Raw genomic sequence first — 20,362 nt, forward strand, 5'->3', positions numbered from 1 at the left:
CGCTTCAGACAGCTGCCACCTGCTCCGCTCGTCCCTCGCTCCACAGCACCTCCCTCAGCGGACAACTCAGGAACTGGTTCCGTTCCGTTGCCGCTTCAGTCGGGGCACGCCCGAGATCAGCACCGCCAGCAGCAGCCCGACACCGACGATCCAGAAGACCGCGGTGTTGTCGAACAGCGTGACCGAGACCGCGCCGAACGCCAGCAGTGCCGCCCACAGGTAGATCAGCAGCACGGCCCTGCGCTGGGAGTGACCGATCTCCAGCAACCGGTGGTGCAGGTGCATCTTGTCCGCCGCGAATGGACTCTCACCGCGGCGCGTCCGCCGGATCACCGCGAGGAGCAGATCCAGCAGCGGCAGGAACAGCACCGCCGCGACGACGAACAGCGGCGAGAGCAACGCGAGGATGTCCGACGGGCTGAAGGTGATGTAGTTGATCTTGCCGGACGCCGATGTGCTGGCAGCGGCGAGCATCAGGCCGATCATCATCGACCCCGAATCGCCCATGAATATCTTCGCTGGCTGGAAGTTGTGCGGCAGGAAGCCAAGACACGCCCCCGCCAGCGTCGCGGCGATCAGCGCGGGCGGGTAGCTGCCCACGTCGCCGCCCGAGCTCGCGAGCAGGCCGAGGGAGAACGCACAGGTGGCCGCGGCGGCGATGAAGCCCAGTCCACCGGCCAGGCCGTCCAGCCCGTCGACGAAGTTCATCGCGTTGACCATGACCACCACGAGCAGCACGGCCAGCAGGCCGCCCTGGTTCTTGTCCAGCTGCACCACGGAGCCGACGACTCCGTCGACACCACCCCACGGCACCCAGAACGAGTTCCACTGCACGCCGAAGATCACCAGAATTCCCGCGCACATGACCTGTCCGGCGAGCTTGGTCCACGCGTCGAGCTCGAACCGGTCGTCCAGTGCGCCGATCAGCACGATCGCGCCGCCACCGATCACCACACCGAGCGGGTCCAGTGAGTACTCGAACGCACGTCGCAGCACCGGCAGTTGGTGGGCCATCGCCATTCCGCCGACGACACCCAGGTACATCGCGAGTCCGCCCATCCGGGGAATGGGGATCACGTGCACGTCGCGTGCTCTCGGAGTCGCGATGGCGCCGATCTTGGTGGCGAACCGGCGAACCAGACCGGTGAGCAGGAAAGTGAGGGCCGCCGTGACGAGGGCGACGAGGACGTACTCCCGGATGGGGAGGCCTGCTGTGGAGGTGGGCGTCACGACGCTGCTATCCCTGGGGCTGCCGGTGCCGAGCGATCACGGGGCGCAACGCTACCGCGCGCCCCGTGAGCCCCGTGTGCCACCCGCAGCCTGGTGAGCGCGGCCGTCAGCTCTTCGGCAGCACCGGGATGCCGAGCACCTCGGACACGGCCGCGGAACTCACCGCGCCCTCGCGCAGCATGATCGGCGAATCCCCGGTCAGATCCACCACGCTGGAAGGCACCGGATCACCGGTCGGCCCGCCGTCGAGATACACCGCGACGGAATCCCCGAGCTGCTCCTGCGCCTCCTGCGCCGTACTGGCGGGCGGCTGTCCGGAGACATTCGCGCTGGACACGGCCATCGGGCCGACGTCACGAAGCAACTCCAGAGCCACCGGGTGCAGCGGCATCCGCAGCATGACCGTCCCCCTGGTGGTACCAAGATTCCAGGTCAGACTCGGGGCGTGCGGCAGCACGATCGAGAGGTCGCCGGGCCAGAAGGCCTCGATCAACGCCCTGGCCTGCGGCGGCACCCCGAGCGCCAGTCCGTCCACCGTGGTCCACGACCCGACCAGCACTCCGACGGGCATGTCCGGACCACGGTTCTTGGCACGCAGCAGTGACTGCACCGCGCCCGCGTCGAACGCGTCGGCACCGATGCCGTAGACCGTGTCGGTCGGCAGCACCACCAGCCTGCTGCTGCGGACCGCCGACGCGGCGGCCTTCAGTCCGTCTGTCCTGCTCTCCTGGGTGTTGCAGTCGTACACCGCGCTCATATGCCCAATCCTGGCACGAGCCTCCGATCACCCTCTGAGGGCCGTCACGAACCGGGGTCTGCCCGTGAGATCGGGATGGTCCTCGACGTCGGTGAGCACGCGTCGGGCCCGTACCAGGGACGGCACAGCCGCGACATGAGTGTCGTCGTGCTCTATGGCCAGACCGCCGCCAGGGCGCAGCAGCCGCGCGGCAACGGTGACCGCATGGCGGATGACGGCGAGGCCGCTCTCCTCCGCGAACACCGCGTGCGCGGGATCGTGTTCGGCGACCTCCGGCGGCACCCACGTGCCCTCCGGGACGTAGGGCGGGTTGCACAACACCAGGTCGACCAGCCCGTCCAGCTCGGCGAACATCGCGCTGTCGCTGATGTCGCCGGAGTAAAGGCGGATCCGGCTGTCCCCAGCCGCCGCGCGCAGCTCGGCGTTGTGCCGGGCCCACGCGAGCGCCGTCGGGTCGATGTCCACGGCGTAGACCACGGCGTCCGGCCTGGCGTGCGCGACCGCGAGGGCAAGTGCGCCCGAGCCGGTACACAGATCGACCACGACGGGGTACTCGCGGCCCTTGAGCAGCTTCAGGCCCCACTCGAGCAGCAGCTCGGTCTCCGGACGGGGGACGAAAACACCCGGACCGACGTCCACCGTGATGTCCCCCAGCGCGGCCCAGCCGACCAGGTGCTGCAGCGGAACCCGTTTGGCGCGCTGGGCGACCATCTGCCCGATGGCGTCCACCACGGCCGGATCCACCAGCGGCACCAGGGGCAGCCTGCCGCGTTCCACCCCGAGCACGTGCGCGGCGATCAGCTCCGCATCCGTCCGAGGGGACGACACACCAGCGGCCTCCAGGATGCGCATCGCCTCCATGATCGCCAGGCGCAACGGTTGCCGATTCACACTGCCATCCTCACAGGACAAGCCTGGCACACGCACCGCCAGGCATCAGGAACATTCGCTCGCCGCGCCCCCGTGTCCACCCCGGTCGGGCGTGCGTTCGCACGTCCCCGCTCAGCCCACGGTCTGCTCGTCGAGGCGTTCCTGCCTGTCGGCGTCACGCAGCGCGTCCAGCACACCGTCGAGTTCGCCGTTGAGAACCTGGTCGAGGTTGTAGGCCTTGTAGTTGACGCGGTGGTCGGAGATGCGGTTCTCCGGGAAGTTGTAGGTGCGGACGCGCTCGGAACGGTCCACCGTCCGGATCTGCGAGCGACGGGTGTCCGCGGCCTTCGCCGCGGCCTCCTCCTCCGCGATCGCCTGCAACCGTGCCTGCAGCACCTGCAGCGCCCTGGCGCGGTTCTGGATCTGCGACTTCTCGTTCTGACAGGACACCACGATTCCCGTCGGCAGGTGCGTGATCCGCACCGCGGAATCGGTGGTGTTCACACTCTGCCCACCCGGACCCGACGAGCGGAAGACGTCGACGCGCAGATCGTTGGGGTCGACCTCCACCTCCACCTCCTCCGGCTCGGGGTAGATCAGGATGCCGGCGGCCGAGGTGTGGATGCGCCCCTGCGACTCCGTCGCCGGCACACGCTGCACCCGATGCACGCCACCCTCGTACTTGAGCCGCGCCCACACCCCATCGGCGTCCGCGGTACGGCTCTTGATCGAGACCGTGGCGTCCTTGTAACCACCGAGATCGGACTCGACGGCGTCGAGCACCTCGGCCTTCCAACCCAGCCGTTCGGCATAACGCAGGTACATGCGCAGCAGGTCACCCGCGAAGAGGGCGGACTCCTCGCCGCCCTCACCGGACTTGACCTCCATCACGACGTCGGCCGAGTCGTACGGATCACGCGGAAGCAGCAGTTCGGTCAGTTTGCTCTCCAGCTCGGGGATCTTCCGTGCGAGTTCCTCGGCCTCGGCGGCGAAGGAGGAGTCCTCCCCCGCGAGTTCACGCGCGGCGACCAGGTCGGAGCGGGCGGACTCCAGCTCGCCGATCGTCTTCACCACCGGCGAGAGTTCGGCGTAGCGCCTGCCGAGCTTGCGCGCGCGGGACTGATCGGCGTGCACCGACGGATCCGCCAGCTGGTCCTCCAGCTCGGCATGCTCGTCGAGCAGTGCCTGCAGGGAACTCGATTCCACGCTTACCTCTTTTCCCGCGACCCCGCCTGCCGGCGCAGTCCCATCCTGGACAAAGAAACGGCGCCCATTCCCGCTACCGGGAATGGGCGCCGTCGGCGAAGCTACTTGGCGTCGTCCTTCTTCTGCCGCTTTCCGTAGCGGGCCTCGAAGCGTGCGACCCGGCCACCGGTGTCCATGATCTTCTGCTTACCGGTGTAGAACGGGTGGCACTTCGAGCAGATCTCGACGTGGATGTCGCCGGAGGTCTTCGTGCTGCGGGTGGTGAAGGTGTTGCCGCAGCCGCAGGTCACATTGGTGGCCACGTACTCCGGGTGAATACCGCTCTTCATGGGGGTCCTCTCCTACTTGGCCGCCGGGTCCCCGCCGATGTCGTCGACGAGGTGAACCGGAGCCGGACGTCAGCGGTTCATTCTGCCAGATGCGCTGGCAGTGGGTTCAACGCGCCCGTGGCTCAGGTTGTTCCGGGTATCCGGCCGACCCTTCCGGCACCACAACCCGCAATGTACTCCATTTGTACGAACCACCGGAAAGCTGCGCTGGACCGTTCAGCGGCCCGGCAGGGCCACCTGCAGAAAGAAGGCGGATCCGTGATCACGTCCGCGAAACAGCTGCTCTCCGCGCTCGGTAAACCGGCGACAGTGGCCGTGCTGGCCGCTGCCACGCTGACAATTGCCCCGCTCGCCGCCACCGCGGCACCAACGGCGGATGCCACCGCACCGGGCTCCCCCGCCGTCGCCCCGGCCGAGCCGGGGTTCTCCGTGCAGGGAGCCGGTGACGGCACTCCTGCGGGGGCCGTCCAATGGTTCCGCAACCGCATCGGCAGCACCGCCTACCAGGAGCTGTGCGAGAAAGCTGTGGAGAACGCGTACGGGGTGACCGGGGTCTGGGCCTCGGCGAACGCACACTGGTTCGGCGCCAGCCCGAAGCACCCCGGCAACCACAACCCTCCGACCGGTGCCTTCGTCTACTGGAACATCGGCCAGTACGGCCACGTCGGCATCTCCGACGGCGCGGGCGGCTTCTACGCCACCAGTGTCGGGGGAAGGATCGGCCACGTCACCAAGTCCGGCGGCGGCTACAGCTACTACCGGGGCTACCGCGGCTGGACCCCCGCAGCAGTCCCCCGCCGCTGACAGATACCGAAATGCCGTCAGGGCCAGCTTGTGCAAGCTGGCCCTGACGGCATCGATGGTGCTGTGGCCGACTAGTCGGTGTCCACAAGCGCGCGGTCGCGAACCCGTCTACGGGCCGTGACCTGCCTGACGGTCCGACTAGTCGTCGTCCTGGCCGGGGGCCGTCTTGGAGACCTGCATCAGGAACTCCGTGTTGGTCTTCGTCTTGCGCAGCCGGTCGAGCAGCAGGTCGATGGCCTGCTGCGAGTCCAGTGCGTGCAGCACCCGGTGGAGCTTGTGGGTGACCGCCAGCTCGTCCGGCGCGAGCAGGAGCTCTTCCTTACGGGTACCGGACGGGTTCACGTCGACCGCGGGGAAGACCCTGCGCTCGGCGATCTTGCGGTCCAGCTTGAGTTCCGCGTTACCGGTGCCCTTGAACTCCTCGAAGATGACGGTGTCACCGGTCGAGCCGGTCTCCACCATCGCCGTCGCGAAGATCGTCAGCGAGCCACCGTTCTCGATGTTGCGTGCGGCGCCGAGGAAACGCTTCGGCGGGAACAGCGCGGTCGAGTCGACACCACCGGACAGGATCCGGCCGGATGCCGGGGCCGCGAGGTTGTACGCCCGGCCCAGGCGGGTGATGGAGTCGAGCAGGACCACCACGTCGTGCCCCATCTCCACCAGGCGCTTGGCGCGCTCGATGGAGAGCTCGGCCGCCGAGGTGTGGTCTGACGGCGGGCGGTCGAAGGTGGAGGCGATGACCTCGCCCTGCACCGACCGCTGCATGTCGGTGACCTCTTCCGGCCGCTCGTCGACGAGCACGACCATCAGGTGACACTCGGGGTTGTTCGTGGTGATCGCGTTCGCGATGTCCTGCATGATCGTCGTCTTGCCGGCCTTCGGCGGCGAGACGATCAGCGCACGCTGTCCCTTGCCCACCGGCATCACCAGGTCGATGACCCGGGTGGTCAGCCGGTTCGGCTCGGTCTCGAGGCGCAGCCGCTCGTTGGGGTAGAGCGGGGTGAGCTTCGTGAACTCCGGCCGCTTCTTCGCGGAGTCGGGGTCGAGCCCGTTGATGGTGTCCACCCGGACCAGCGGGTTGAACTTCTGCCGCTGCTGCTCGCCGTCACGCGGCTGGCGGACCGCACCGGTGATGGCGTCACCACGGCGCAGCCCGAACTTGCGCACGAGCGACAGCGAGACGTAGACGTCGTTCGGCCCGGCGAGGTAGCCGGACGTGCGGACGAACGCGTAGTTGTCCAGCACGTCCAGAATGCCCGCGACCGGGAGCAGGACGTCGTCCTCGCGGATCTCGGTGTCGGGGTTGCCGCCACCCTCCCCACGGCCACCACGGCGACGGCGGTCGCGGAATCGGCGGCCCCTGCGGCCACCGCGCTCGTCATCGTCGTCGTCCTGGCCACCGCGGTTGTCCTGGCCACGGTTGCCCTGCTGGCCCTGGTTGCGCTGGTTCTGGTTGTTCTGCTGCCGGTCGTTCGGCCTGCGCTGGTCACCACCGCCGCGCTGCTGGTCGCCGCCGCGCTGCTGGTCGCCGGAGGTGTCCTTGTCCTCACCGCGCTGGTTCCCGCCGGCGTCGGCGTTGCCACCCTGCCTGCCGGAACCGCGGCGACGCCTGCTGCGGCCGCCCTCCTCGCCCTGCTGGCTGTCGCCCTGGGGCTGCTGGCCCTCGCCGCCCTGTCGCTGCTCGCCCTGCTTGCGCTCGGCGGGCTTGCTGTCGGGCTTGGCGTCGGCGGGCGCGCTGTCGACGGGCTTGCGCTCCGCCTGCTTGGCGTCCGCCTGCTTGGCCTCGGCTCGCTTGGCATCGGCCTGCTTGGCCGCTGCTGGCTGCTCCTGCGGCGGACCGCTGCGCTCCGCGGTGACGCCTTCGAGCGGGAGAGTGTCCTCGCCCGAGGCGCTGCGGCGCTTGCTCTTGCCCTGACGTTCCCGGATGGCCGCGATCAGGTCCCCCTTGCGCATGCCGGATGTGTCGCCCACGCCCAGCTCGTTGGCGAGTGTCCGCAGGTCAGCGATGACCATGCCGGACAGACCGCCCGCGCGGCGCTTCGGCGTGGTGCCATTGGCGTCCTGCGGCGTGTGCTCCCCAGCTGCCGCGGCGTCCGCGCTGTCAGCGCCGCCGGCGGGCGGGTTCACCTTGGTTTCCACGTCGCCGCCCAAAAGATCGGTGTTGCTCACACAAGTCCTTCCTTACCGACCCACGCCTCCACGGTGGATCAGCGGACTGCCGCCCGCGTCCGAATTGCGAGACGGCGTTGTTAGCCCGGTGCAGGCAGATCCAGCTGAGACGCGCGAGTCACAGCGGCGAGGCCGCCAGCACGGGAGTTGCGGGCCTCAGGTGAGGCACGCGGAATCGGCCACCGCACATCCGCCTGTGTCTCTGCCTAGATCCCGCAGCGCGGGAACTGTGGCTGGACGGTAGATGCGATCCGAGTTAGCGATCCCGGAACCGGCACCGAGTGCGGATGCGCACGGTGAACGAACGCCCCCGAGGGTAGACCGCCCTGGTACGAGGTGCAACAACCACCCCCACCCGGCGCGCCGGAATGCGGATTCGGCAACCGAATCGCTACTTCGTCACGATCTGCACACCGACCAGGTCGATCGTTAACTCAATGACCTCGAAAGACGTAACGCCGACCGCCTCCGGCAGTATTCCCTCGCGCGTGAGAGCGAGCACAGTCGGCCCCGCGCCCGAAATCGCAGCGGGCACGCCGTGCTCACGCAACGTGCGCACGAGCGCGGCACTCGCGGGGTATGCGGGTGCGCGGTAGTCCTGATGCAGTCGGTCCGCCGTGGCGGCCAGCAACAGATCCGGACGCGCGGTCATCGCGTGCACAGCCAGTGCGGCCCTGCCCGCGGTGAACGCGGCATCGGCATGCGAGACCTGATCGGGCAACAATCCCCTGGTCGCGTCGGTGGACGAACGCTCGGTCGGCACGGCGAGCACCGGCCGGATGGACGCTGCCGGGGTCAGCCGCTCGGCCCGGAACTCACCCGCGTCGCACCATGCGATCACCAGGCCGCCGAGGAGGCTGGCCGCGGCGTTGTCCGCGTGCCCTTCGAACTCCGCCGCGAGCTGCAGCGCGTGCGCGTCCAGTTCGCGGTTCGCGATCGCGTAGGCAGCGGCGACACCGGAGACCACTGCCGCGGCCGATGAGCCGAGACCGCGCGCGTGCGGAATCGCGTTGTGGCAACGCAGGCGGATCCCGGGGACCTCGATGCCCAGGTGCGCACTCGCCCTGCGCAACGCGCGCACCACCAGATGGGACTCGTCGGTCGGTACCTCGTCCACGCCACCGGCACCCGCGTCGACGACCTCGATCTCCAGGCCCGCTCCGGTGACCTCCAGCTCGACCACGTCGTGGAGGCCGAGTGCCATGCCGAGTGCGTCGAAGCCGGGGCCGAGGTTCGCGGTGGAGGCCGGAACCGTCACCCGCACCGACCGCACCGGGGTCACGTCTCTTGCCTCATTCGCCGGCAGGCCGCACATCGCTCGATGCCGTACCCGACTCGCACACGGTGCATGTCGCCAATCCCATGCCTCATTCGCCGGCAGGCTGCACATCGCTCGGAGCCGTACCCGACTCGCACACGGTGCATGTCGCTCATACCAGCTCCAGCGCCGCCGCCACCGCGCCCGGGTCCACCGCGAGCGGCTCGACCTCGACGTTGCCTTCCAGTGCGGTCGCGGGGTCCTTCAGCCCGTGCCCGGTGACCGTGCAGACCACCGTGGAACCACGCGGGATCCGGCCGTCTGCGGCGGTGGCCAGCAGACCGGCGACACTCGTCGCGGAGGCGGGCTCGACGAACACACCCTCCTTGCTGGCCAGCAGGCGGTAAGCGGCGAGGATGCGCTCGTCCGTGACCGCCTCGAAGATCCCGCCACTGGAGTTCTTCGCCTTCACCGCGGGCTCCCAGGACGCCGGACTGCCGACCCGGATCGCTGTCGCGACCGTCTCCGGCTCCGATACTGGAGCGCCGTGCACGAGCGGCGCCGCGCCGGACGCCTGGAAACCGAACATCCGAGGTGTGGTTTCGACCACACCGTCCGCCGCGTACTCCGCGTACCCGGACCAGTAGGCGGTGATGTTGCCCGCGTTGCCGACCGGCAGGCAGTGGATGTCCGGCGCCCTGCCGAGGACGTCGCAGATTTCCCAGGCCGCCGTCTTCTGCCCCACGAGGCGCACCGGGTTCACCGAGTTCACCAGCGTCACCGGGTGGTCGGCCGCGGTCTTGCGGGCCAGTTCGAGGCAGTCATCGAAGTTGCCGTCCACCTGCAGGATCCGCGCTCCGTGCAGCACCGCCTGCGCGAGTTTGCCGAGCGCGATCTTGCCCTGTGGCACCAGGACGGCGCAGGTGAGTCCCGCCCGAGCCGCATAGGCCGAGGCCGAAGCCGAAGTGTTCCCGGTGGACGCGCAGATCACCGCCTGCAGCCCGCTGGCCAGCGCGTGCGTTATCGCCACGGTCATCCCGCGGTCCTTGAACGAGCCGGTCGGATTCGCGCCCTCGACCTTGAGGTAGACCTCGCAACCGGTGAGCGCGGACAGGTGCGGCGCGGCAAGGAGCGGAGTGTTGCCCTCCCCGAGGGTCACCACGGTGGCGCCCTCCGGGATCGGAATCCGATCCGCGTAGGCGTTGATGATTCCGGGCCAACCCGGTGTGGTCGACATCTTCGCCTCAGTCCTCGCCTTCCACGCGCATCACGCTGACGACCTCGCGCACGACGTCGAGCCGCCCGATCTCTTCCACGGTGGCCCGCAGCGCGGCGTCCGGTGCCAGATGCGTGACGATAACCAGGCTCGCGGTGGAATGCCGGTCCCGCTGCCGGACCGCCGCGATGCTCACATCATGCGCCGCGAACGCCTGCGCGACCTGGGCCAGCACACCCGCACGGTCGGCGACGTCGAGGCTCACGTGGTAACGCGTCAGCGTGCGGCCCATCGGGCTCACCGGGAGCGCCGCGTGCGCCGATTCGCGCGGACCCCGGCCACCGACGACGCGGTTACGGGCGACGGCGACGAGGTCGCCGAGCACCGCGCTCGCGGTGGGCGCGCCGCCCGCGCCCTGACCGTAGAACATCAGCTCACCAGCGGCATCGGCCTCGACGTAGACGGCGTTGAAGGCGCCGTTGACCCCGGCCAGCTGGTGGCTGCGCGGGATCATCACCGGGTGCACGCGGGCCGAGACGGACTCGGCCCCGTTCTCGTCGATGACCCGCTCACAGATGGAGAGCAGCTTGACCGTCCGGCCCAGCACCCTGGCCGCGACGATGTCGGAGGCACTGACCCCGCCGATGCCCTCGCGGTAGACATCGGCCGCGGTCACCCTGGTGTGGAAGGCAAGCGAGGCAAGGATCGCCGCCTTGGACGCGGCGTCGTAGCCGTCCACGTCGGCGGTCGGGTCGGCCTCGGCGTAACCCAGCCTGCTCGCCTCGTCCAGGGTCTCGGCGTAGCCGGCCCCTGTCGAGTCCATTGCGGACAGGATGTAGTTGGTGGTGCCGTTGACGATGCCCATCACCCGGGTGATGCGGTCCCCGGCCATGGACTCGCGCAGTGGCCGAAGCAACGGGATCGCACCTGCGACGGCAGCCTCGAAGTACAGGTCGGCACCGGAGGCGTCGGCGGCCTCGGCCAGCTCACCCGAGTACTCGGCGAGCAGGGCCTTGTTGGCCGTGACGACGGACTTGCCCTTCTGCAACGCCGACAGCAGCCAGCTGCGTACCGGCTCGATTCCGCCGATCAGCTCGACGACGACGTCGATGTCGGAGTCGATCAGTTCTGCCGCGTCGGCGGTGAGCAGTTCCTGGGGCAACTCGGGATGCTTGTCCGGTCGCCGCACGGCGATGCCGGCCAGCTCGATCGGTGCACCCACCCTCGCCGCGAGTTCGTCGGCCTGCTCGGTCAGCAGCCGCACGACCTCGCCGCCGACGGTCCCGCACCCGAGCAAGGCAACCTTGATCGGGGGAACGCGGCCCTGATCGCTCACGACACCTCCTGTGTTCTGCGGGACACCCGTACCCGGTCGGCCTTCGTGAGCAGCGGTCTCGCGATTTTCGCTCACGACACCTCCAGGCGCAGCATGTCCTCGGTCGTCTCGCGGCGCAGCAGCAGCCGGGCGCTGCCGTTGCGTACGGCGACCACAGCGGGACGCGGCTGCCGGTTGTAGTTGCTCGCCATCGAGTAGCAGTACGCACCGGTCGCCGCGACCGCCACCAGGTCGCCCGGTGACAGGGTGTCGGGTAGCCAGCAGTCACGGACCACGATGTCGCCGGACTCACAGTGCTTGCCCACAACGCGGGACAGCGCGGCACCCACCCCGCTGGGCTGCCCGTCGTCACTCGCACGGGAGACCAGCCTGCAGTCGTAGGCCGCGTCGTAGAGCGCCGTGCGGATGTTGTCGCTCATCCCGCCGTCGACGCTGACATAGCGCCGCATGCTGTCGTCGCCGAGCGAGAGGTCCTTGATGGTGCCGATTTCGTACAGCGTCACCGTTCCCGGCCCCGCGATGGCGCGGCCGGGTTCGCCCGCGATCCGCGGAACCGGCAGGCCGGCGAACTCGCACTCCTTGCGGACGATCTCCCTGATCTGGGTGATCATCTGCGCGGGCGGCGGAGGATTGTCCTTGTCGGTGTACGCGATACCGAAACCACCGCCAAGGTCCACAATGGACAACTGTTTGACCAGTTCGTCCCCGTGCTCCTTGCCGAGTTCGGAGATCAACCCGATGACCCGGCGCGCCGCGACCTCGAAGCCGTCGGCGTCGAAGATCTGCGAACCGATGTGGCTGTGCAGCCCGACCAGTCGCAGGGACGGAGCGTTGAGCACCCGCCGGACGGCTTCGGCCGCGTCTCCGGAGGCGAGGGAGAAGCCGAACTTCTGGTCCTCGTGCGCGGTCGCGATGAACTCGTGGGTGTGCGCCTCGACACCGACCGTGACCCGGATCAGTACGGACTGGACGACGCCGTTGCGAGCGGCGATGTCGGCCAGCCTGGCGATCTCGTAGTACGAGTCGAGCACGACCGTGCCGATCCCGGCCTCGACGGCCTCTTCGAGCTCCGGCACGGACTTGTTGTTGCCGTGGAAGGTGATCCGCTCGACGGGGAAGTTCGCGCGCAGGGCGACGGCGAGTTCACCACCGCTGCAGATATCGAGGCTCAGGCCCTCCTTCGCGACCCACTTGGCGATCTCGGTGGAGAGGAACGCCTTGGCTGCGTAGTGCACCAGGGACGGATCGTCGAACGCGTTGGCGTACTCGGCACAGCGGGACTTGAAGTCCGCCTCGTCGATCACGAACAGCGGCGTTCCGTAGTTCTGGGCCAGCTCGCGTACGTCCACACCGGCGATACGGACGACACCGTCCGAGCCGCGGTAGGTGTTGCGCGGCCATACCTTCGGGTACAACCGATCAAGCTCATCCGATGTGGACGGAGGAAAGCCGGACTGGTCGGCGTGCGGGTAAACCTCGGCGTGCCGAGGACCCGCTGGGTGAGCGCACATAAGTCTCTCTACATCCGTTCCGGAGCCGAAACGCCGAGCAGCGCCAGTCCGTTGGCGAAGACCTGCCGGGCGGCATCGCACAGCGTGAGCCGCGCGTGGGTCAGCGGGGTGGCCTCCTCGTCGCCCTGTGGCAGGACACGCGCGACGTCGTAGAACTTGTGGTACGCCGACGCCAGCGATTCGAGGTAGCGGGCGACGCGGTGCGGTTCGCGCAACTCGGCCGCCTTCGTGAGCACGCTCGGGAACTCCCCGATCGTGCGGATCAGGTCACCCTCCCTCGGCAGGGTGAGCAGGCTGAGATCGGCGTCGCCGGGGTCTCCGTCGGCGATACCGAGGTCGGCCGCGTTGCGCCGCAGCGAGCACAGCCGGGCGTGGGCGTACTGGACGTAGTACACCGGGTTGTCGTTGCTGTGCTTGCGCAAGAGGTCCAGATCGATGTCCAGAGTGGAGTCGACCGAGTAGCGGGTCAGCTCGTACCGTGCGGCGTCCACCCCGACCACCTCGACGAGGTCGTCCATGGTGATGACGGTGCCCGCCCGCTTGCTCATCCGCACGGGCTTGCCGTCACTGACGAGGTTGACCATCTGGCCGATCAGCACCTCGACGACGTCGGGGTCGTCACCCATCGCGGCCGCGGCCGCCTTGAGCCGGGCGATGTATCCGTGGTGGTCGGCACCGAGCATGTAGATGCAGAGGTTGAACCCCCGCTCGCGCTTGTCCCGCAGATAGGCGATGTCCCCGGCGATGTACGCGGGAACCCCGTCGTTCTTGATGACCACGCGGTCCTTGTCGTCACCGTGCTCGGTGGTGCGCAGCCACCACGCGCCGTCCTTGGCGTACAGGCTGCCGGTCTCCTTGAGGTGCGCGACGGCGCGATCCACGGCACCGGACGCGTGCAGGGAGTCCTCGTGGAAGTACACGTCGAAGTCGGTGCCGAACTCGTGCAGGCTCTTCTTGATCTCACTGAACATGAGGTCGACGCCGACCCTGCGGAAGATCTCGTCGCGCTCGACCTCGGGCTGCGACAGCGCACTGGGCTCCTGCCGGATCACCTCCGCGGCGATGTCGGACAGGTACGCGCCCGCGTACCCGTTCTCCGGAGCAGGCTCACCCTTGGCCGCCGCGACCAGCGAGCCGACGAAACGGTCGATCTGTGCGCCGGCGTCGTTGAAGTAGTACTCGCGGGTGACCTTCGCGCCCTGCGCGGTGAGCAGCCTGCCGAGCGCGTCGCCGACGGCTGCCCAACGGGTCCCGCCGAGGTGGATGGGACCGGTGGGGTTCGCGGAGACGAACTCCAGGTTGATCACCCGGCCGGCGAGAGCCGCACCCGTGCCGTACGCGTCACCGGCGGCGAGCACCCTGCGGACCACCTCGCCCTGCGCGTCGGCCGCCAGGCGCAGGTTCAGGAAGCCGGGGCCGGCGATCTCGACACTCGCGATGCCGTCGGTGCCGGCGAGCTCGTCCGCGAGAGCCTGGGCGAAGTCGCGGGGAGCAAGCCCTACTTTCTTCGCTACCTGCAGCGCCAGGTTGGTCGCGTAGTCTCCGTGTTCAGGATTTCGCGGGCGCTCGATCGTCACCGGGTCCGGGAGGACGGCGTGGTCGAGGCCACGGGAGGACAGAACCTGCTTGGCGGAGGCGCGGACCAGGTCGGCGAGAGCGGCGGGAGTCACTCGTCGAATTCTAAGTGCGACCTGGTCCCGGCCCCGCGCGTGGGTGAGGTATGGCCACTCGTCAGCCGGTCGACACGCTCCCGCACCCCAGGTGGTGACCGAGTTGACGACGATCCGACACCGGGTCCCTACACTGGACCGGCGGTACACCTCGACGAAACGCGGGAGTCATGGCGAGCGGCAGCAAGAAGAAGGGTACGCCGAAGAAGGTCGTGCAGGCAGCGCGCGGCTCGGTGGTCACCAAGAAGCAGACGCCCTGGGGCACGATCATCGCCGTCATAGCGGTCCTCGCTCTGGCGGGCGGCGTCTTCGGCTACTACTACATCGCCTCGGCGGACAAGCGCGCGCAGAGCGAGCGCGAGGAGGCCGCTGCGGCCTTCGTCCCCTCCGCCGAGAACCCCGACCCTTCGACGCAACTCGCGGGGATCAAGATCGAGCAGTACGAGGGCAGCAGGCACGTGCTGCCCACCGAGCGCGTGAACTACGACCAGTCCCCGCCGTTCGGCGGCCCGCACGACGGCTTCTGGGCCGCATGCACGGGGATCGTCTACCCGAACGCGGTGCGCACGGAGAACATGGTCCACTCGCTCGAGCACGGCGCCGTGTGGATCGCCTACAACCCGGAGCAGGTCACCGGTGAGGCACTGGACAAGCTCAAGCTGCGGGTCGAGGGCAAGCCGTACTCGATGATGTCGCCCTACCCCGGGCTCGACGCGCCGATCTCCCTGCAGTCCTGGGGACACCAGCTCAAGGTGGACAGCGTCGACGACGAGCGGATCGACCAGTTCATCGCCGCGCTGCGGCTGAACCAGACGACCTACCCCGAGGTCGGCGCGTCGTGTGATGCCATCGGCCCCGGCCAGTTCGACCCGGACAACCCGCCGCCGTTCAACCCTGCCCCGCCTGGTCCCGACGCCAAGCCGATGGATTACCAGGGAACCGACGGTGCGACGCCGGACGACATGACCGGCAACGGTCAGCAGCCCTCGGGCACGCAGGCGCCAGCAGGTAGCTGATCCATGGGTGAGCAGGATCTCGACGCCGTCCGGCCGAAGCAGAACGACGCGAGCACCACGCGCACGCCGCTCTGGTCCCGCGTTGTGATCGTCGGTGCCGCCACGCTCGCGGTGCTGCTCGTGGGTGCGACGATCGGGATGCTGCTCACCCAGACGATGCGCGCGGAGCCCACCACTGCCGCCGAGCCCGCGGCGGACTCGGTCGAGGTCGGGTTCGCGCAGGACATGTCGGTGCATCACCTGCAGGCGGTGACCATGGCCAACTGGGCCCGCGACCACAGCACCGACCCACGGATCAGGCAGCTCGCGTTCGACATCGGCAGCACGCAGCTGGAGCAGGTCGGCAGGATGAAGGGCTGGCTGATGCTCTGGGACCAGCCGGAGCAGACGACCGGTGAGTACATGACGTGGATGACCGGACCCGGCGGGCACGGCGATCACGGCTCCGTGGACACCACTGCGACCGCGGGCGACGCGCCGATGCCGGGAATGGCGACCAACGACGAGCTGGCACAGATGCGGGCACTGTCGGGCACCGAACTCGACGTCCACTTCCTGCAATTGATGCTCCGCCATCATCAGGGCGGCACCGAGATGGCCGAGTACACGCAGGAGCGTACGCCGATGCCCGCGGTCGACGCGCTGATCACCAGCATGCTTCGCTCGCAGGGCGCGGAGATGGATCTGATGCGTGATCTGCTCGCCGAGCGGGACGCGAAGCCGCTGCCCTTCCCGTGAGGCCTGCCCCCTTCCCTGGAGCAGAGCCTTCGCCGTCACCAGCTCAGTTCGTCACAGCGCCGCGCGGACTCCCTCGGCTCGACCTGGAGGGTGGCGTGCTCGATCGAGTAGCTGCCTCTGAGCAGGTTCTGCGCGTCGGTGAGCACCGTCGCGGACGTGGCCTCTTCATCGATGGTCAGGTGAGCCGAGGCCACCTCCATCCCTGATGTCAGCGTCCAGACGTGCAGGTCGTGCACGTCCACCACACCGGGCAGGGCGGCGAGTTCCTCGCTGATCCTGCCCACGTCAACCCCGTGCGGAGCGTGCTGGAAGAGGATGCGCAGTGCCCGTCTGGCCAGCACGAAGGTGCGCGGCAGGACGAAGAGGCCGATCGCGACACCGGCGATGGGGTCCGCGTAGCGCCAGCCGGTCGTCAGCGTGACGAGACCGCTGAGCAGTACCCCGACCGAGCCGATCAGGTCGGCCAGCACCTCGAGATACGCGCCCCGCACGTTCAGGCTCTCCTTCGCACCGGAGCGCAGCAGGAAGAACGCGACGAGATTGGCGACCAGCCCAGCCGCGGCGACGAGCATGACCGGCAGCCCGGGGACCACCGGAGGATCGGTGATCCGGTCGACCGCCTCGTAAAGCACGTAGCCCGCGACGCCGAAGAGCAGCACGGCATTGGCGAGTGCGGCGAGCACCTCGGCTCGGTACATCCCGTACGTGCGAGTGAACGTCGGCCCGCTACGGCGGGCGAGCAGCACGGCGGTGAGCGCCATGGCGATGCCGAGGACATCGGTGAACATGTGCGCCGCGTCGGAAATCAGGGCCAGCGAGGACGTGGCGAACCCGACGACGACCTCCAGCACCATGAAGGCCGCGCCGATCGCCAGTGCGACAGCGAGCCGCCACACGTAGCGTCCTGACGCGCTCCCCGACGACGGCACCTGCACATGGCCGTGCCCGTGACCCATCGACCCAGCCTCCCGTGGTTCGTCTGCAACTGCTGGGAAACGTATAGTGATATGCGCATGAGTGCAATAGAGGTGAGGCTCACCTGACATTTGCAGCTTAAAGCCTGAGGCGCAGACCTCCCATCCCTCTTCCGGACCTTCCCGCCCCGCGAAACGTCAAACCGCCCGACACGGGCTTCCCCCGGCGACAGCGCGCGAGCGCGCATGCGCTAGGCTTTTCGACGTCGCACAGAAGCGGCCCTCGTAGCTCAGGGGATAGAGCACTGCCCTCCGGAGGCAGGTGTCGCAGGTTCGAATCCTGCCGAGGGCACTCTGGGATGTCGCAGGACATCGGCAAAGCCCGGACCCACGATGTGGGTTCGGGCTTTTTGCTTTCTTGTCGCGTTTGCGCTGGTCAAGCTGGAGGCGTCGAGCAGATCGGGATTGGCCGCCTGCTGGTTCTCCGCGCCGCGGACTTCTTGATCATGCGAGCGGTGCCGTCGATCTCGCGGCGCAACGCCTCGATGCGCTGTTGCCGTTGCTGTCGGGCGGCGGCGCCGAGGTCGCGGGCGGTGTCGCCAACAGGCTGCGGCGGTAGGTGCCGGAGACAAGCAGGCGCACCTCGGCGCGTTCCAGGCGGTGCTCGACGATGGTGCCTCGCAAATGACATAGCCGAGCCCGCTCCCGCGGGCGTCGAGGTCCATGCGGCCGCACTCGACGTCATAGAAGTGCGCGACGATCAGGCCGTCTTTCACCACCTACCGCCCAGGGGGGGACCGGGACGCCGACGGAGGACCCCGCCGCGCTGTACCGGGAAAGCAGGCGGGACACAGCGGGGTCCTCGTCAGTGGATCGAGTTGCCCCCTGCCCTGACCCACACTTACGACTGAAGAGCCAGATTTCTGTGCTCTGAACGCTTATCCATCCCGCCAGTGCTTCATGGTCCCCATTTTATATTCGCGGATACCATCCCATGCGAAGAAGATCACTGTCTTGACCCCGACGTTTCCTTCAGGCCAATTGTGGTTACATACTTTGGTGGTTCCATTGCCTGACTTGTTGTAGCAAAACCAATACTTTACCTTCCCGTTGACCTTCATCTGCACCCGTGCCATGACCGGATTCCCGTTAGCGCAGTGGTCTCGCACTGTGACGTAGTCCCCGTTGAGGGTGACCCACGCGTCACCCACAGACTTTCGCTGCCCACGGCACTCCATTGATGTGGCCATGTTGACAGGTCCAACATCGAGCTTCTTGTACCCAGATGCTGCTGCGGTACCGCCCGTAGCGAGCACCTGCGACGAAAAAATCAGCGCTGTTGCCGCGACTAGCGCAGGAAGACGCGAAAAAAGGGGCATTGTGTTCCCTTCGAATTGGGTATTGAAGAATCTTCTGCCGCAGACTAATGCTTGAACGACAGTAGCGCAGGCCTATTGCTGAGCGTGTGGGTCGTTCGAACCACAAACCTGGATCGGGTGCAGGAGCGGATCGCGGGTCGGTTCACGCGGCGCCCAGTTGTACCTCGATGGCAGGCAGCACACCGTGTCCAAGGGCTCCTCCCGGCAATCGGGCTCTGCACGGTGGCCGCCAGAACGGAGCCGGCGAACCCGCTGCGTCATCACGTCACCGACATTGCCGGTAGCCATCCCGCCGGACCTTGGCGGTGAGCTACCGGCAAGGCGCGCGCACTGTCAGCGTGACCAAGCCGAGTGCGGTAACTCAGGCGGAATGGAGCCCGCGGGTTCCGGCCGCCACCACGAAACTGCGGTCGGTGCTGACGGTGACCTTCCCCGGGTCGCGCTCCAGCGCATTGGAGACCACCCGGAAGTCCGCCCGCACCTGGTCCGGCGTGGCGGTGACCCGCACATATCCTCGCTCGTTCTTGCTGTACTTGACGTGCGGGTTGTTGCGGAACCAGGTGTCGCTCGGATTGCTGGTCGGGTTCTGGGTGCTCGCCGACGTGCAGACCAGTTCCGAGCCGACGACCGGGTCACTGTGGTCGAAGTAGTCCTTGCGCAGGTCGGCGGCCCAGTGCCGGTGCACGTCGCCGGTCAGCACGATCGGGTTCGGCACACCACGGTCGATCCAGCCCTGGGTGATGCGGTCGCGCGAGCCCTGGTAGCCGTCCCAGGCGTCGGTGGACCGGTCATCACAGCTCGAGCGCTTGCCATCGGTATCGCGTTGCGCGAAGAACACCTGCTGCCCGAGGAAGTCCCAGGTGGCCGGATGGGTTTCGAACGCGTCGAGCAGCCACCGCTCCTGCGCGCTGCCGGTCAGCGTGCGGGACGGGTCCGCCATCGTCGAGCAGCTCCCCTTGCCGGCCTGCTTGCTGCGGAACTGCCGGGTGTCGAGCATGTGGAACCGGGCCAGGTTGCCCCACATGAACTGCCGGTAGAGCTGGATGCTCGCCCCGTTCGGTTTCGCGGTGGAGCGGATCGGCGTGTTCTCGTAGAAAGCCTGAAATGCGGCTGCCTTGCGCGCGGTGCTCGCCCGGTCGGTGGTGGCGTTCCAGTTGTTCACCACCTCGTGGTCGTCGAACACCACGAACCACGGTGCCGCCGCGTGCGCGGCCTGCAGATAGGAGTCGGTCTTGTGCTGGGCGTGCCGCGCCCGGTAAAGCGCGAGCGTGGTGGTCTCGTCGGATACCGCGAGGCCACGCACCTTCTCCGACGCCGAGCGCCCGGACGGCTTCTCGTAGATGTAGTCGCCGAGAAACAGCACCAGGTCGGGGTGGTCGGCGGCGATACCGCGATGGGCGTGGTACCAGCCTTCCTCCCAATGCTGACAGGAAGCGAAGCAGTATTTGAGCTGGTTGACGGCGGCACCGGCGGCGGGTGCGGTCCGGGTCCGGCCGACCGGTGAGATGTGCCCGCCTGCGCGGAACCGGTAGAAGTAGTCACGGCCCGCGTCGAGCCCGCCCGGCTCGACGTGCACGCTGTGGCCGTGCGCCCGGGCCGTTGGCACGGTGCCACGCCGCACCACCGAGGCGAAGTTCTCGTCGGTGGCGATCTCCCAGTCCACGTCGTACGTCGCGTTCGGCATACCGCCGAAGCCGTCCGGGTTGAGCGGAGCGGGGGCGAGGCGGGTCCACAGGACCACGCTGTCCGGCAGCGGGTCGCCCGAGGCGACTCCGAGCTGGAACGGGTCGTGAATGGGCGGCGCCGCGGCCGTGGTCCGGCTGGTTGCCCAGGACGGCGTGGACGCCGCGACAGCGCCTGCCGCGCTCGCGAGCCCGCCGAGCAGCACCACTCTGCGATTCACCTGGCTCATGCGTCAATTCCTCCGAAGGACCTGAAAGGCCGAACTGTGGACAGGAA

17 protein-coding genes and 1 tRNA gene are annotated in these 20,362 nt (G+C 68.2%); 4 read left to right on the forward strand and 14 right to left on the reverse strand.

Annotated features, from left to right (window positions below):
• Nucleotides 1-66: 66 nt before the first annotated feature.
• From BM199_RS05065 to rpmE, 5 genes are all read right to left on the reverse strand, one after another.
• Nucleotides 67-1,230, reverse strand: coding sequence for a glycosyltransferase family 4 protein (locus BM199_RS05065; protein WP_091670269.1), 1,164 nt, complete (start codon nucleotides 1,228-1,230; stop codon nucleotides 67-69).
• Between the two features lie 106 nt (nucleotides 1,231-1,336).
• Nucleotides 1,337-1,987 carry an L-threonylcarbamoyladenylate synthase gene (locus BM199_RS05070; RefSeq protein ID WP_091670271.1) on the reverse strand — a complete coding sequence of 217 codons (651 nt, stop codon included), beginning with the start codon at nucleotides 1,985-1,987 and terminating at the stop codon, nucleotides 1,337-1,339.
• Between the two features lie 27 nt (nucleotides 1,988-2,014).
• The gene (gene prmC / locus BM199_RS05075; RefSeq protein WP_091670276.1) at nucleotides 2,015-2,878 is read right to left on the reverse strand and encodes a peptide chain release factor N(5)-glutamine methyltransferase; all 864 of its coding nucleotides are present in this window, start codon (nucleotides 2,876-2,878) and stop codon (nucleotides 2,015-2,017) included.
• Nucleotides 2,879-2,989: 111 nt separating this feature from the next.
• On the reverse strand, nucleotides 2,990-4,063 hold the full coding sequence (prfA, locus tag BM199_RS05080; RefSeq protein WP_091670279.1) for a peptide chain release factor 1: 1,074 nt from the start codon (nucleotides 4,061-4,063) through the stop codon (nucleotides 2,990-2,992).
• Nucleotides 4,064-4,164: 101 nt separating this feature from the next.
• Nucleotides 4,165-4,392, reverse strand: coding sequence for a 50S ribosomal protein L31 (gene rpmE / locus BM199_RS05085; protein WP_091670282.1), 228 nt, complete (start codon nucleotides 4,390-4,392; stop codon nucleotides 4,165-4,167).
• A gap of 261 nt (nucleotides 4,393-4,653) precedes the next feature.
• Here rpmE and BM199_RS05090 point away from each other — a divergent pair, with 261 nt between their 5' ends.
• Nucleotides 4,654-5,196, forward strand: coding sequence for a CHAP domain-containing protein (locus tag BM199_RS05090; protein WP_091670893.1), 543 nt, complete (start codon nucleotides 4,654-4,656; stop codon nucleotides 5,194-5,196).
• A gap of 138 nt (nucleotides 5,197-5,334) precedes the next feature.
• Here the strand turns inward: BM199_RS05090 and rho are convergent, their stop codons facing one another.
• From rho to argS, 6 genes are all read right to left on the reverse strand, one after another.
• A complete protein-coding gene (rho, locus tag BM199_RS05095; protein ID WP_091670285.1) occupies nucleotides 5,335-7,365 on the reverse strand; it encodes a transcription termination factor Rho in 2,031 nt (676 codons plus the stop codon).
• Nucleotides 7,366-7,756: 391 nt separating this feature from the next.
• The gene (gene thrB / locus BM199_RS05100; RefSeq protein WP_425425495.1) at nucleotides 7,757-8,680 is read right to left on the reverse strand and encodes a homoserine kinase; all 924 of its coding nucleotides are present in this window, start codon (nucleotides 8,678-8,680) and stop codon (nucleotides 7,757-7,759) included.
• Nucleotides 8,681-8,795: 115 nt separating this feature from the next.
• Nucleotides 8,796-9,860 carry a threonine synthase gene (gene thrC / locus BM199_RS05105; RefSeq protein ID WP_091670288.1) on the reverse strand — a complete coding sequence of 355 codons (1,065 nt, stop codon included), beginning with the start codon at nucleotides 9,858-9,860 and terminating at the stop codon, nucleotides 8,796-8,798.
• A gap of 7 nt (nucleotides 9,861-9,867) precedes the next feature.
• On the reverse strand, nucleotides 9,868-11,175 hold the full coding sequence (locus BM199_RS05110; protein ID WP_091670291.1) for a homoserine dehydrogenase: 1,308 nt from the start codon (nucleotides 11,173-11,175) through the stop codon (nucleotides 9,868-9,870).
• A gap of 71 nt (nucleotides 11,176-11,246) precedes the next feature.
• Nucleotides 11,247-12,686 carry a diaminopimelate decarboxylase gene (gene lysA / locus BM199_RS05115; protein ID WP_091670294.1) on the reverse strand — a complete coding sequence of 480 codons (1,440 nt, stop codon included), beginning with the start codon at nucleotides 12,684-12,686 and terminating at the stop codon, nucleotides 11,247-11,249.
• An 8-nt stretch (nucleotides 12,687-12,694) separates the two neighbouring features.
• A complete protein-coding gene (gene argS, locus BM199_RS05120) occupies nucleotides 12,695-14,356 on the reverse strand; it encodes an arginine--tRNA ligase (protein ID WP_091670296.1) in 1,662 nt (553 codons plus the stop codon).
• 170 nt (nucleotides 14,357-14,526) lie between these two features.
• Here argS and BM199_RS05125 point away from each other — a divergent pair, with 170 nt between their 5' ends.
• Both BM199_RS05125 and BM199_RS05130 read left to right on the forward strand, forming a co-directional pair.
• Nucleotides 14,527-15,372 carry a thioredoxin-like domain-containing protein gene (locus tag BM199_RS05125; protein ID WP_091670299.1) on the forward strand — a complete coding sequence of 282 codons (846 nt, stop codon included), beginning with the start codon at nucleotides 14,527-14,529 and terminating at the stop codon, nucleotides 15,370-15,372.
• Nucleotides 15,373-15,375: 3 nt separating this feature from the next.
• Nucleotides 15,376-16,110 carry a DUF305 domain-containing protein gene (locus tag BM199_RS05130; RefSeq protein WP_091670302.1) on the forward strand — a complete coding sequence of 245 codons (735 nt, stop codon included), beginning with the start codon at nucleotides 15,376-15,378 and terminating at the stop codon, nucleotides 16,108-16,110.
• A gap of 35 nt (nucleotides 16,111-16,145) precedes the next feature.
• On the opposite strand, the gene BM199_RS05135 is transcribed toward BM199_RS05130, so the two are convergent.
• On the reverse strand, nucleotides 16,146-17,066 hold the full coding sequence (locus tag BM199_RS05135; protein ID WP_091670304.1) for a cation diffusion facilitator family transporter: 921 nt from the start codon (nucleotides 17,064-17,066) through the stop codon (nucleotides 16,146-16,148).
• 237 nt (nucleotides 17,067-17,303) lie between these two features.
• Here BM199_RS05135 and BM199_RS05140 point away from each other — a divergent pair.
• A tRNA-Arg gene (locus BM199_RS05140) sits at nucleotides 17,304-17,376 on the forward strand.
• A 152-nt stretch (nucleotides 17,377-17,528) separates the two neighbouring features.
• Here BM199_RS05140 and BM199_RS05145 read toward each other — a convergent pair.
• Nucleotides 17,529-17,708, reverse strand: coding sequence for a hypothetical protein (locus tag BM199_RS05145; RefSeq protein WP_091670307.1), 180 nt, complete (start codon nucleotides 17,706-17,708; stop codon nucleotides 17,529-17,531).
• A 1,056-nt stretch (nucleotides 17,709-18,764) separates the two neighbouring features.
• Nucleotides 18,765-20,315 (reverse strand): alkaline phosphatase D family protein, encoded by a 1,551-nt coding sequence (locus BM199_RS05150; protein ID WP_091670309.1) that lies wholly within the window; start codon nucleotides 20,313-20,315, stop codon nucleotides 18,765-18,767.
• Nucleotides 20,316-20,362 lie beyond the last annotated feature (47 nt).

The sequence above is a fragment of the Amycolatopsis marina genome, assembly GCF_900111885.1.
In the GTDB taxonomy this organism is placed as follows: domain Bacteria; phylum Actinomycetota; class Actinomycetes; order Mycobacteriales; family Pseudonocardiaceae; genus Amycolatopsis; species Amycolatopsis marina.

Coding starts and splice junctions, on each gene's coding strand:
- BM199_RS05150 (WP_091670309.1), bottom strand. CDS start 20,315: ATGAGCCAGGTGAATCGCAGAGTGGTGCTGCTCGGCGGGCTCGCGAGC.
- lysA (WP_091670294.1), bottom strand. CDS start 12,686: ATGTGCGCTCACCCAGCGGGTCCTCGGCACGCCGAGGTTTACCCGCAC.
- BM199_RS05135 (WP_091670304.1), bottom strand. CDS start 17,066: ATGGGTCACGGGCACGGCCATGTGCAGGTGCCGTCGTCGGGGAGCGCG.
- thrB (WP_425425495.1), bottom strand. CDS start 8,680: ATGTGCGGCCTGCCGGCGAATGAGGCAAGAGACGTGACCCCGGTGCGG.
- BM199_RS05130 (WP_091670302.1), top strand. CDS start 15,376: ATGGGTGAGCAGGATCTCGACGCCGTCCGGCCGAAGCAGAACGACGCG.
- rpmE (WP_091670282.1), bottom strand. CDS start 4,392: ATGAAGAGCGGTATTCACCCGGAGTACGTGGCCACCAATGTGACCTGC.
- BM199_RS05070 (WP_091670271.1), bottom strand. CDS start 1,987: ATGAGCGCGGTGTACGACTGCAACACCCAGGAGAGCAGGACAGACGGA.
- BM199_RS05125 (WP_091670299.1), top strand. CDS start 14,527: ATGGCGAGCGGCAGCAAGAAGAAGGGTACGCCGAAGAAGGTCGTGCAG.
- thrC (WP_091670288.1), bottom strand. CDS start 9,860: ATGTCGACCACACCGGGTTGGCCCGGAATCATCAACGCCTACGCGGAT.